Here is a 12,156-nt window from a genome sequence, read left to right on the forward strand (position 1 = left end):
GCGGGCCGCGCGGGGGGCGGAGGGCTCGTCGAGGGGCTCGGGGGGCGCGCACTCCCGCGCGCCAGGGGGGCACGGCGGTTCGTTCCGCCACTCCGTTCCCCCGGATGCCCCGATGAGGATGCCCACCACGGCCAGCAGACCGAGTCGCAGTGCCATCATGACCCACACCTCCGTGAATGCCGTTCTTCACCCACCAACCCGGCGTCGGGCTCTCCATTCCGAAGCGGGATTCCGTGGATTCTATGTGATCACGAATTCCCGGATCGCGAAGGGGACTGGAGGGTGAATTCGTGGCTCCTGGACCTGGAGCCGATCGGGGTTGTTCAGAAGGCGATGGCCCGGGTGGGAGCCGGGGTGACCAGCGTCTTCTCGAGGGGCTACTTGCCCTCGACCACCCGATTGACACGCAGGACGGTGGCCGCGCCGGCGGGACCCGCGTGGGGCACGTTGCTCACCGAGGCCTCGACCTTGAGGCCGGCGCCCTGGTGGACCTTCTCCATGAGGCGCCCCTGCTGCTCGTCGGTGAGACCGAGCGCGGACAGGTCGAGGTCGGTGATGCGCAGGCCCTCCGCCTTGGGGTCATCCGCCGGCCGGGCGACCAGGGAAGGGCAGGGAGCGGCCATGCAGCGCACGCCACTGTCCTTCACGATGTAGATGACGGGCTTGCTGTCGCTGGCGGCGGCGGTGCCACCCGAGACGTCCTCGCTCGGCGCGGTGGGGGGGGACGCGGGGGCAGGAGGAGGGGGCACCTCGGCGCCGGTGGCGGCGGGCGTGCCACCGGACTCGGCGGGTCGGTCCTCGACGGGGGGGCGGGTGTTGCTGGTGCACCCGGCGAGCAGGCCGAGCGCGAGGGGAAGGGCGAGCAACGACGAGCGTGAGGTCATGGCAGGGGGTCTCGCGAGAGGAGGAGGCGCAGTCTCATCCTCTCCCTGAACGGATGCCACCCCCATTTCGGTCTCAGAGGACCCGGCTGACGCGCAGGATGGTGGCGGTGCCCCCGGGGCCCGCGTGGGGGACGGTGCGCACGGTGGCTTCCACCTTGAGGCCGGGGCCCGTCTTGTGGGCGGACTTGAGGAGCGTGGAGCGCTGCTCGTCGCCCAGGCTCAGCGCGGACAGGTCGAGGTCGGTGACCTTGAGCCCGGCCTCGTCGGGCCGGTCCGCCCGGAGGGCGAGGTAGACGGGGCAGGGGGCGGTGATGCAGCGCACGCCACTGTCCTTCACGATGTAGACGACGGTCTCTTGGGCGGGCTCTTGGGTGGTCATGGGGGGGCGGGCAGTCTCGCCGTCCCACCGGGTGGATTCCAACCCAAAGTTCCAACCTGAAGGAGGAGGTGACGCGGGGGGTGGTGCCTTCCGGGCGCCCGCCGTGTCCTACATACCGGGCAGGCGGGAGTCCCTGGGGCTGGACGCCTTGATCGGATGCCGGACAAGTCGGCATGACTCCGGACGTCACGTTCGTTGACGACCCGAGAGGGCCGGGCTACACCCGAACCGAGGCGGCCTCCCGGGCCGCCACCTCTTACTCCCGCACCCTGGTTCTTCAAGGTCCCCCGAGATGGAATTCCGCATCGCCGCCGACGAGCTGAAGAAGGCCCTCTACCGCGCCCAGGGCATCGTGGAGCGCAAGACGACGATGCCCATCCTGGCCAACGTGTTGCTCACCGCGACCAAGACGGGGGTGACGGTCACGGCGTTCGATCTGGAGATCGGCATCGTCTCCGAACACGCCGCCGAGGTCGTCAAGCCGGGCGCGGTGACGCTGAGCGCCAAGTACGTGTTCGACATCGTGCAGAACCTGCCGGACGCGCACGTGACGCTCAAGAAGCTGGCGAACAACTACGTGGACATCACCAGTGGCCCCGCGCACTTCAAGCTCGTGGGCACCGCGCCCGAGGAGTACCCGAAGCTGCCGCGCGAGGAGAACGCGCCGCTGGTGCAGGTGACGGGCAACACGCTCCTGGAGATGATCAAGAAGACGCAGTTCGCCATCTCCACGGACGAGACGCGCTACATCCTCAACGGCGTGTATTTCGAGCCGCAGGCGGGTGGCAAGGTGCGCATGGTGGCCACGGATGGGCACCGCCTGTCGCTGGTGGAGCGCGAGCTGGCGGGGGACTTCAAGCTCAAGGGCGGCGTCATCATCCCGCGCAAGGGCCTCATGGAGCTCAAGCGCCTGCTCGACGAGGCGCCCGACGCCGAGTGCCACCTGGGGTTCGCGGAGAACTCGGCGCTCTTCAAGAAGACGGGCCTCACCATGGTGATGCGGCTCATCGACGGGCAGTTCCCCGAGTACCAGCGCGTCATCCCCAAGGAGGGGGACAAGGCGGTGCTGGTGCCCAAGACGCGCCTGCTCGAGGGCCTCAAGCGCATCGCGCTGCTCAGCGCGGACAAGAGCTACGCGGTGCGCATCGGGCTGACGGAGAACCAGCTGCTCATCACGGCGAACAACCCGGACCTGGGCGAGGCCAAGGACGCGCTGGACATCGCCTACCAGGGGGCCGCCATCACCATCGGCTTCAACGCGCGCTACCTCATCGACGTGCTCGGCGTGACGGACACGGACGAGGTGGCGTTCGAGCTGGGGGATGAGCACAGCCCGGGCGTGCTGCATGCGCCGGGGGACCGCAGCTTCACGGCCGTCGTGATGCCGATGCGCGTCTGAGTCCGCCGAGCCCCTCGCGTTTCATGATGGGTGTCGCTTCCCAGGACGTGCGCGTCGCTCCGCCCGCCGTGGTCCCCACCCCGCGCAACACCGGCCTGGACCGGGCGCGCGCGGTGGCGGTGATCGCCATGGTGATGGGGCACACGCTGGACGCGGTGTTGTCGGACACGGCCCGGCAGAGCACGGGCATGCTGGCCTACTGGTCGCTCCGGGCGATCACCGCGCCGCTGTTCCTCTTCGTGGCCGGGTGGGCCTTCGCGACGACGGTGCAGCGCACGGGTGCTCACGGTCTGCCGGTGTGGCGCCGCTATCTGCCGCGCGTGGGGCTCTTGTTGTTCTGGGGCTACGTGCTGCGCTGGCCGGGCTGGGCGCTCGAGGGGCTGCTCGCGGGCCGTGTGGAGATCTGGCGGCACTTCCTCGCCTTCGATGCGTTGCACGGCGTGGCGGGGGCGTTGCTGATCGGCTCGGGGGTGTTGTCGGTGGTGGCTGGGCGGGGGCCGCGCATGGGGGTGCTGGCGGGGCTCGCCCTGCTCTTTCCCTGGGTGAGCCCGTGGATGCGCCAGGTGGTGGCCGCGGGGCACTGGCCCCTGGCGCTGGAGCAGGCCCTGGTGGGCCGCACGTCCAACTTCCCGCTCTTCCCCTGGTCGGCCTACTTCTTCGTGGGCTGCGTGGCGGGGTTGGGGCTCGCGGGGGTGAAGCGCATCCCGCACTGGATGATTCTCCTGGGCGGGGGCACGGGGATGCTGGGCGTGGTGTCGCTGTGGGGCGCGAGCGCGGCCTCCCGGTGGGGCGGAGACGTCACGCTGGTGTGCTGGCGGGTGGGCCTGCTGGGCGTGGCGGCGGGATTGGCCATGCTGCTGCCCGCACGGCTGGATGGATGGCTCGGGCCCGTGGGGCGCGCGTCGCTCTGGGTGTACGTGGTGCACCTGCCGCTCGCCTATGGCTGGTCCACGTTCCCCGGTCTGGGCAGCCGGTTGGGCCACTCACAGACGGCTCCCGCCGCCCTGGGACTCGCTCTGCTTGTCCTGGCCACCTCCCTGGCGATCGCACTGCCCGCGAAGGCGCTGTATGGGCGCTGGCGCAAGCGCGCGCGGCCCTCCGCCGAACGTGCCGGGGCCGTGTCCCCCAGGCCGCCGGTCTCGGAGTGATGTGTCCATTCGTGGTAGGATGACTTCCTGGGTTGTGCGGCCTCGTCGTTCAAGGGCCATGGAGTCATGCCGTTGAATCGATTCGCCGTGCTCCTGGTGGGCCTCTTCTCCCTCCTGGGCACACCCGCTTGGACCGCCGAGCCTCCCGGCCGCCTTGGCTTTCGCAGCTATGGCACGGAGGCGGGGGTCGACAATTACGACTTGTCGTGGATTCTCCAGGACGCGGACGGCTTCATCTGGGTGTGCGCCGCGGACGCGGTGTACCGCTTCGATGGTGCGCGCTTCGAGCGCTTTGGCCGGGAGGCCGGCCTGCCCTCGACGAGCGTGAGTGACATCACGCTGGATGCGCGAGGCCAGCTGATGGTGGCGACGCGCGCGGGGGTGGTGCGCTGGGACGGGGAGCGCTTCGTCGAAGTGCCGGTGCCTGGCGTCGCCGAGCGGGTGTGGAGCCTGCGCGTGGACGCGCGCAAGCGGATGTGGGCGGGGACGGACAAGGGCTTGTATTGGGAGGAGCAGCCGGGGCACTTCATTCCGGCGCCCGGCTGGCCGGGAGGCGCGGCGCTCAAGTTGTGGGCGGATGACTCGGGCGCGATGCAGGTCGTGTCCGAGCTGCGGTTGGTGAGCCGCGATCCCCAGGGGAAGTGGTCGGTGCACGAGGTGCCGGGCCGGCCGACCGTCATCAACGCGCTCGTGCGAGATGGCGAGGGCCGCTTGTGGCTGGGCTACGAGGGGTGGTTGGCGATGCAGCCGCGGCCGGGCGCGCCCCTGGTGGATCGCTCCTCGGTGGTGCGCGGGTTGCCGGGAGCGGGCATCCGCCTGCGCGTGGGCACCGAGGGGCAGCTCCTGGTGCCCCACAATGGCGGCCTGCTGGAGATCCGCGGCGAGCGCTCGACGCTGTTGCGGCTGGGCCTGGCCAACCAGTCGGCGCGGATCAAGGACGTGCTGGAGGATCGGCAGGGGGCGCTGTGGGCCGCGAGCATGGGGGTGCACCGCTCGTTGGGGCGAGGCCTGTGGAGCGTGCATGACACCACCACGGGGCTGCCCGCGAACATGGTGTGGGGGCTGGCGCGGGGCGCGGACGGGACGTTGTGGGTGGGCACGGACAAGGGACTCGTGCGGGGCACGGCGGCCGGGTGGGTGCCGGTGCCGGGGTTGGAGGGCTACTCGCTCAAGGCCGTGAGCGTGGATCGGGACGGGGTGGTGTGGGCCGCGGGCAACCCGGCGGGGCTGCACCGCTACGAGCCATGGAGCGGACGGCTGCGGACGTTCGGCCCGGAGTCCGGCTACCTGTTCCGCTACACCTTCGCGATGCAGTGGATGCCCGACGGCTCACTCTGGGTGGCCACGCCCGCGGGCTTCGCGCGGGGGGTGTTCAAGGACGGCGTGCCGTCCTTCACGCTCGTGGTGCGCATGAGCCAGCGGGTGCTCGCCATGGACCTGGCGCTCGACGCGGCGGGGCGGTTGTGGATGCCGGGCAACGGGCTCGGCGTGCGCGAGGGGGAGTCCGCCAGGAGCTTCGGGGTGGCCGAGGGGCTGCTGGATGACCAACTGCGCTACATCCTGGTGCGGCGCGATGGCCGCATGTGCGTGTCCTATGTGGAGCCCCTGGGGGTGAGCTGCTTCAGCTACCGGGAGGGGCGCCTCACGGACTTGTCGCACCTGAACCGTGGCCATGGGCTGCACAGCAACGTCGTCTACCAGTTGGGCGAGGACGCGGCGGGCCGGCTCTGGGTGGGGACGGGGGCGGGGGTGCACGTGGTGGGGCCGGACGGAGTGCCGGAGCACTTTGGCGCGAGTGGCGGGGCGCCGGGCAACGAGGCCACTGGCAACTCCTTCCTGGCGGACGCGGACGGCACGGTCTGGGTGGGGTCCGCGAGTGGACTGGGACGCTTCGACGGGGCGCGCTACCGCGGTCCGGTGGCGCCTCCGCGTGTCGTCCTGCTGGGCACCCAACTGGGGTCGCGCATGTGGTCGCGGCCGCCGGAGGAGGGCCTGGAGACCCATCCGAGGGAGACGAACCTGGAGGTGCGCTTCGCGGTCCTGGGCGACGTGGATGAGGAGAGCCTGGAGCGGCAGGTCCGCCTGGAGGGGATGGAGGAGTGGCACACCGTGACGGAGCAGCCGGTGCACTACAGCGTGTTGCCACCGGGGGACTACCGCTTCGAGATGCGCGCGCGCCATGACCAGGGGCCGTGGGGACCGGTGGCGGGCTTCGCCCTGCGGGTGCTTCCTCCCTGGTGGGCCTCGTGGTGGGGGCGGGGCCTGGGCGTGCTGGGACTGGGGCTGGTGGTGGCGGGCGTGGTGCGCTGGCGCAACCTGACGCTGCGGCAGCGCAACACCGAGCTGCAGCGCCTGGTGGAGGCGCGCACCTCCGAGTTGGATCGGGTGCGCGCGAAGGTGGCCCAGGCGGAGAAGCTCTCGGCCATGGGGCAGTTGCTGGCGCGGCTGTCGCACGAAATCAACAACCCCCTCACCGCCATCCACAACAACCTGCCGCCGGTGCGCGAGTACTTCGAACAGCAGGCCGAGGGCTTGCGGCGCCTGCGCGAGCGGCTGGAGACGCACCCGGAGGAAGTGGAGGCGGTGGCGCGGGTGTGGCGCGAGCTGGAGTTGGACTACGTGCTCCAGGACACGCCCGACGCACTGGAGGCGATGCGCTTCGCCACCGAGCGCATCCGCTCCATCCAGGAGGACCTGCGCGCCTTCCTGCGCGGAGAGCGTCCGCGCCTGGAGGTGGGGGACTTGAACCGGACGGTGCTGGACACGGTGGAGTTCGTGCGGCGCTCGTTGCCGCCGGGCATCCGGGTGGAGCTGGAGTGTGGCGAGGTGCCGCCGCTGGCGTTCCACACGGGGCAGCTCGGCCAGGTGCTGCTCAATCTCTTGCGCAACGCGTTCGATGCGCTGGGCGAGGGCGGCGAGGTGCGGGTGTGCACGGCGGTGCGCGAGGGCCGCGCGGAGCTGGTGGTGGCGGACAATGGTCCGGGAATTCCCCCCGAGCTGCGCTCGCGCATCTTCGAGCCCTTCTTCACCACGAAGGACGTGGGCAAGGGCTCGGGCCTGGGGCTGGCGATCTGCCGGCAGATCATCGCGGAGAACCACGGGGGCTCGCTCGAACTCGACGAGTCGGTGGCTCGGGGAGCGTGCTTCCGGGTGGGGCTGCCGCTCGTCCAGGAGGGCCGCGAGGCGGCCTGACATCCTCACGCGAAGCCGTTGGGGGACGACAATCGGGGCCGGGGTGGCTGGACGAAATGATGACCAGGAGGCAAATTCGGGCTGACCAAACGGTCAGATTCCCCTCTTCGCCCCCGAGGTCCCCATGGCTGACTCCCTGATGCCCACTTCCCTGCGACCCGGCTTGTACTCCTCGGTGGCGGACACGCCGCGGGAGGATCTCCTCAAGGCGTACCGGGAGTTCCTCGAGCAGCGCAACGGGGACATGGACTTCACCAAGGGCTTCTCCCGGCGCGAGGCGTGGCTGGGCGAGGCGGCGGGCTGGGAGGCCCAGTTCGCCGGGGCGGTGGACGCCGAGTCGTTCAACCGGGCGTACCTGGACTTCCGCGAGGTGAAGAACCTGCCGTTGCCGGTGTTGGCGCTGCTCACCTTCGTGAAGGCCAACGCGGGCGAGGCCTATGGCGTGGAGGTGGTCAACCGCGTGCGCCAGAAGCGCCAGGACAGCACCCAGCTCTTCCATCAAATCGAGCGGCTGTTGAGCTACGAGGAGACGTACCACACGCGCATCCTCATTGGCGCCACGCAGCACTTCGGAGTCCAGGTGAAGGGGGCGTGGAAGCCGAACCTGCAATTGCGGCTGCTCATCGGGACGCTGGCGTACGCGCCGGGCGTGTTCTTCCATCCCATCCTGCTGGCGTCGGAGATCTCCGGCGTCTTCGTCTTCCAGTGGATGCTCAAGCGCGTGGGGGAGATCTTCCGGGATCAACCCGCGGTGCGCGAGTCCATGGAGCAGCGGCTGACGGAGATCCTCGTGGACGAGGTGGGGCACGTGGCCTTCAACCGCATGGCGGTGGGGGCGAGGGGCCTGGCGGCGGCGCGTAGCATGGCGCCTGGGGTCATGCGGGGGGTGATTGGCACCACGCCCGAGTACAAGGCGCTCGGGTTCGACGAGAACGTGCTCAAGGAGATGGATCGCTTCGACCTGCACCACCTGCCCGAGGAAGTGCTGCGCCGCTCCTACTTCGTCTGACGGCGGGGGCGCTTGCGGCGGGCGGGGGTGGGGCTGGGCTCGGCGAAGAGGTAGCGCTTGATGATGAGCCCCGCCTCGCCGAGCCACCGCTCGCGCCAGGCGGCCTCGTCGCTCTCGGGCCAGCCGGAGGTGGGGCGGCGCATGGCGAAGGAGGTGAGCAGGAGCAGGCCCACGTGGCCCACGGCGGCCTCGGGGTCCAGCTCCGGGCGGACATGGCCCTCGCGCTGGCCCTGGCGCAGCACGTCCACCGCGATGCGAATCCAGGGCTCCATGCCCTGCATGAGCACGGTCATGTGGGGGCTGTCCGCGTCGAGCACCTCGCGCAGGAAGACGCGCGCGGCATCCTGTTCGGTGTCGAAGAACTCGCGCAGCTGCTCCATGACGCGCTCCAGCCGCTCCGCGCTCTTGTCGGTGAAGGCGCCGAGCAGCAGCAGCAGGTGGCGGTTGGAGTGCTCGATGAGGGAGTCGAGCACGGCGGCGTGCAGGGCCTCGCGCGAGGGGTAGTGGTAGAGGAGGGCTTGTTTGCTGATGCCCACCGCGAGCGCCACGTCATTGACGGAGATGGCGCCAAAGCCGCGCGAGGCGATGAGGTGTGTGGCTTCGCGGCGGATGCGCTCGCGCAGGCCCTGGGCGGGGGGCTTGCCCGCGCGAGGGGGAGGGGTCTTCACCGGGGGATCAGCGTTTGGGCTCTTGCGGCGCATGGCGGGAGAGGGGCGAGGCGGTCCGGCCGCTCGCGCTTCGTCTGGGGACTATCCCACGCCATTCGCGGAGAGGAAGAGAGTGACGGGCCGGTCGTACCTGCCCCCCGGGAATCCAGGATTCAGGCGCGCGCGGCCTTCAGTTCGTCGATTTCCGTCCGGAGCAACCAGTCCTCGGGGAAATCGGAGGCGGCGCGGGAGATCTGCTCGAGCCGCCGGACGTCCAGGCTCTTGGACTCGCGCTGGGCGCGCACCTCGCGGTAGAGCGCCGCGAGCGAGGGGTGCAGGGCGGAGGCCTTCTTGGCGCGGGCCTGGGCTTCCCCCTCGCCCTCGGTGAAGGCGTTGAGTTCGCCGAACCAGCGATCCCAGGTGCCGGGGTCCGCCGGGCCGCCGGCCACGGAGGGCAGGTGGGAGGTGAGGAAGAGCTGCGCCACGCTGGGCAGCGCCACGGGGCGGCCGTCGAGCTGCCCGCGCAGGTTGAGCACCTCGCCCCCACCCGCGGCGAAGCCCTGGAGCTTCAGTCCGCTGGCGAGCTCGAGCTGGAAGGGACCCTGGTCGGGGAGCGCTCCGGCACCGAAGGCCACGAGCGCGAGTCCCGGCCAGGGCTTGCCCTCGGCCTTGCCCTCGCGGGAGACGAGCACGGGGCCATCCAGCCGCACGAGCGCGGTGGAGAGCCCCTCGGCGACGGGGTGGAGGCCGGGGAGCATCTCGGCGACGCGGGCGGTCACCTCCCGGCCGTCGGCGAGCACGAGGTGGTTGACGGTTCCGGCGCGCAGGGCCTCCTGGAGGCCGTAGTCCCCGCCGCGCTTCCAGGCGAGGGTGGCCTCGAACTCCTCGAGCACTTCGAAGAGGTGCTCGAAGTCACGGGCCACGAAGAGCTGGGGCTGCATGCGGGTGATGTCGTACTCGGTGTCCGCGCACTGGAGGCTCAAGGGGACCTTCTTCACCTCGGACGTGAGGCAGTGGCGGGCCTCGCCGATGCTGGAGAGCAGCCCGGCGCCATAGATGCGGGGGCTGTCCAGGGAGCCGATGAGGCCGTATTCGGCCGTCCACCAGTAGAGCCGGGAGGCGCGGGTGCTCTCGCTGACATAGCGGCGGCTCTGGTTGGCGGCGTCCAGACGAGCCTCGGCGTGGTGGATCTGCTCCGGGGTGGCGGAAGGGTCCTCCTTGACCACGCTCAGGTTGCGGATGGCCTGGAAGACGGCCTCGTCCTCCACGGTGGAGATGGCCTTGAAGCCCACGAGCCCGCAGCGCTTGAGGTATTCGGCGTAGCGCGCGTTGGCGATGATGGGGGCGTGGCCCGCGCTCTCGTGAACGATGTCCGGGGCGGGGGTGTATTGGATGTGCTCGTGGGTGCGGATGTCCGCCGCGATGGCGAGCACGCCCAGCGACTGCAGCTCGGTGAAGACAGCGGGGGGGATGAAGCCGCGCACGCTCACCGCACCCCAGCCCAGCTTGGCGAGCTGCTCGTTCATCTCATCCAGGCTGGGGATGCGCTCGGTGCCGATGCCCGTGGCTTCCAGGCCCTCGAGGTAGATGGGATGCGCCTTGCCAGCGATCTGACCGCGCAGTTGCCGGAGGATGTGCCGCCAGACGGCCTGGTCCCTGGGGGTATAGGACGCATAGTCCTGGCTCACCACGTAGCGACGCAGGTGGGCGGGCAGGCGGGCGAGGGTCCGTTCAGTGGGGGTCATCGATGTTCCTCCCGGAGGAACCAAATTTAAGGAGGAACGAAGGGGACGGAAATCCGATAAAAAACGACGTCCTAGTCGGTTTTCCGCCGTTTCGACGCGAGGCGCTGACGCAGTCCGTCGAGGACGAGCCGAGCGGTTTCGGAGTTGGAGCCGTCGGAGGAGCGCAGGGCGACGACCTCGACGGCTTGAGGCTCCTCCTCGCGCAGCAGCCAGACGGAGAGGTCCTCGGGGAAGGAGCGCAGCAGCCGGAGGTCGGGGGCGATGGCGCAGGCCTGGTAGGCGCGCAGCAGATCGAAGAGGAGGAGGAAGCTCTGCACGCGGGCCACTTCGCGCACGGAGACGTCATGGGCGTTGAAGCGGGCGCTGTTGGCGGTGCCGTAGGGATCATCGCGCTGCCAGTCGATGAAGGGCTGGCCGATCAGGTCGCGCACATGGAGCGAGCGGCGGGCGCCGTGGCGGGCGGTCAGCTCGTTGCCGGGGCCGCAGAGCACGACGAAGGGCAGGTGGAGGAGGGATTCGGCCTCGACGCCGCGGTGGGGGGGCAAGGGGGTGAAGTCCACGGCGAGGTCGAGCTGTCGGGTCTGCACCTGGCGCACGAGCTCGAAGGTGCCGCCGAAGTTGACCTCCAGTTTGATGTGGTCGCGGGCCACGTCTCCGGCGATGCCGGCGAGGAGGAAGTGGGAGAGGGTGGGGTTGAGGCCGAGTCGCAGACTCGGCTCGGTGCTGGCGAGGTCGCGCAGTCGTTTGAGATCGAGCTGGTGGAGGGGCGTCTGGGTGCCCTCGTAGAGCTTTTCGCCGCGAGTGGTGAGGTGGAGGCGGCGGCCGGGACCGCGTTCCAGGAGGGGCTGGCCGTCGGCGAGGGTGGCTTCCAGGGCGCGCAGGTGCTCGCTGACGACGGAGCGGGCGACGCCGAGGTGCTCGGCGGCGGCTTCCAGGCTGCCGGACTCGACCGCGGCCGCGAAGGACTCGAGCCAGACGAGGTGTCGTGGGAGCTTTCGGGGAGGCATTCAGCCCATCCTTGTCATGGGGAACATGTGTTCGCCGGGTCGGGGGTGAGCCGGGGCGGGGCTTTGGGGCTCGCTTCCTCGAACGGCCGATGAACGTTGAAGGCCCAAGGTTGACGGTCCAAGAAGGATAGGCCGTGCGTGGGGCGGATGGCGCAGGGAGTGGCTCTTCGGGGCGCGGAGTCCTGGAGACAAGGACGGAGAGAAGAGGTGGAGAGGGTCGTGAAACATGCTGGCGCGGAGGGGAAGAAGAAGTGGGCAGACGCCTGTTGACTCAAGACACGGCGGTGGTAGAAGCCGCGCCCCCACGAACCGGCGAGGTCGCGCAGGCGGCGGAAGCGGAACGTGGGAAGAAGGAGTCGACGAAGCGGTGTTGACTCGAAACGCGGCGGTGGTAGAAGCCGCGCCCCCTCGAACAGGAAGGCGAAACCGCGCTGGCGGTGGGACACCTGGACGGGAAAGACGAAATACCGAGTCGACGAAGCGATGTTGACTCAAGACGCGGCGGTGGTAGAAGCCGCGCCCCCACGAACCGGCGAGAGCGCGCAAGCGGTCGGAGCGGCGAAGTGGGAAAGAAAGAGTCGACGAAGCGGTGTTGACTCGAAACGCGGTGGTGGTAGAAGCCGCGCCCCCACGAACCGGAGAAGTCGCGCAGGCGACCGAAGACGGCGAGCGGGGATGAGGGAGTCGACGAAGGTGGTTGACTCCCCTGGGACGAGGCGATAGAAGCCGCGCCCCCTCGGACGGAA

At 70.1% G+C, this 12,156-nt stretch carries 9 protein-coding genes; 4 read left to right on the plus strand and 5 right to left on the minus strand.

Annotated elements, in window-relative coordinates; genetic code table 11:
• Positions 1–377 precede the first annotated feature (377 nt).
• On the minus strand, positions 378–884 hold the full coding sequence (locus D187_RS07560; protein ID WP_002628575.1) for a DUF6748 domain-containing protein: 507 nt from the start codon (positions 882–884) through the stop codon (positions 378–380).
• Between the two features lie 73 nt (positions 885–957).
• Positions 958–1,263: a DUF6748 domain-containing protein gene (locus D187_RS07565; RefSeq protein WP_002628576.1), complete on the minus strand. Its 306-nt coding sequence runs from the start codon at positions 1,261–1,263 to the stop codon at positions 958–960.
• 292 nt (positions 1,264–1,555) lie between these two features.
• On the opposite strand from D187_RS07565, the gene dnaN reads away from it, so the two are divergent.
• From dnaN to D187_RS07585, 4 genes are all read left to right on the plus strand, one after another.
• Positions 1,556–2,662, plus strand: coding sequence for a DNA polymerase III subunit beta (gene dnaN, locus D187_RS07570; RefSeq protein WP_002628577.1), 1,107 nt, complete (start codon positions 1,556–1,558; stop codon positions 2,660–2,662).
• Positions 2,663–2,685: 23 nt separating this feature from the next.
• Positions 2,686–3,810, plus strand: a complete 1,125-nt coding sequence (locus D187_RS07575) for a heparan-alpha-glucosaminide N-acetyltransferase domain-containing protein (RefSeq protein WP_002628578.1) — start codon at positions 2,686–2,688, stop codon at positions 3,808–3,810.
• Positions 3,811–3,876: 66 nt separating this feature from the next.
• Positions 3,877–7,002: a sensor histidine kinase gene (locus D187_RS07580; protein ID WP_043428629.1), complete on the plus strand. Its 3,126-nt coding sequence runs from the start codon at positions 3,877–3,879 to the stop codon at positions 7,000–7,002.
• Between the two features lie 124 nt (positions 7,003–7,126).
• The gene (locus D187_RS07585) at positions 7,127–8,011 is read left to right on the plus strand and encodes a hypothetical protein (RefSeq protein ID WP_002628580.1); all 885 of its coding nucleotides are present in this window, start codon (positions 7,127–7,129) and stop codon (positions 8,009–8,011) included.
• Here the strand turns inward: D187_RS07585 and D187_RS49585 are convergent.
• From D187_RS49585 to D187_RS07600, 3 genes are all read right to left on the minus strand, one after another.
• Positions 7,999–8,679, minus strand: coding sequence for a TetR/AcrR family transcriptional regulator (locus tag D187_RS49585; protein WP_002628581.1), 681 nt, complete (start codon positions 8,677–8,679; stop codon positions 7,999–8,001). The two genes, D187_RS07585 and D187_RS49585, sit on opposite strands and share 13 nt — an antisense overlap.
• Positions 8,680–8,831: 152 nt before the next feature.
• Positions 8,832–10,403, minus strand: a complete 1,572-nt coding sequence (locus D187_RS07595) for an aromatic amino acid hydroxylase (protein ID WP_002628582.1) — start codon at positions 10,401–10,403, stop codon at positions 8,832–8,834.
• 71 nt (positions 10,404–10,474) lie between these two features.
• Positions 10,475–11,410: a LysR family transcriptional regulator gene (locus D187_RS07600; protein WP_002628583.1), complete on the minus strand. Its 936-nt coding sequence runs from the start codon at positions 11,408–11,410 to the stop codon at positions 10,475–10,477.
• Between the last annotated feature and the right edge of the window lie 746 nt (positions 11,411–12,156).

Source organism: Cystobacter fuscus DSM 2262 (assembly GCF_000335475.2).
Lineage (GTDB): Bacteria > Myxococcota > Myxococcia > Myxococcales > Myxococcaceae > Cystobacter > Cystobacter fuscus.

Bases quoted from the DNA above. Each gene is read 5' to 3' on its own strand.
- D187_RS07580 (WP_043428629.1), top strand. From the start codon at position 3,877: ATGCCGTTGAATCGATTCGCCGTGCTCCTGGTGGGCCTCTTCTCCCTC.
- D187_RS07600 (WP_002628583.1), bottom strand. From the start codon at position 11,410: ATGCCTCCCCGAAAGCTCCCACGACACCTCGTCTGGCTCGAGTCCTTC.
- D187_RS07595 (WP_002628582.1), bottom strand. From the start codon at position 10,403: ATGACCCCCACTGAACGGACCCTCGCCCGCCTGCCCGCCCACCTGCGT.
- D187_RS07565 (WP_002628576.1), bottom strand. From the start codon at position 1,263: ATGACCACCCAAGAGCCCGCCCAAGAGACCGTCGTCTACATCGTGAAG.
- D187_RS07560 (WP_002628575.1), bottom strand. From the start codon at position 884: ATGACCTCACGCTCGTCGTTGCTCGCCCTTCCCCTCGCGCTCGGCCTG.
- dnaN (WP_002628577.1), top strand. From the start codon at position 1,556: ATGGAATTCCGCATCGCCGCCGACGAGCTGAAGAAGGCCCTCTACCGC.
- D187_RS07585 (WP_002628580.1), top strand. From the start codon at position 7,127: ATGGCTGACTCCCTGATGCCCACTTCCCTGCGACCCGGCTTGTACTCC.
- D187_RS07575 (WP_002628578.1), top strand. From the start codon at position 2,686: ATGATGGGTGTCGCTTCCCAGGACGTGCGCGTCGCTCCGCCCGCCGTG.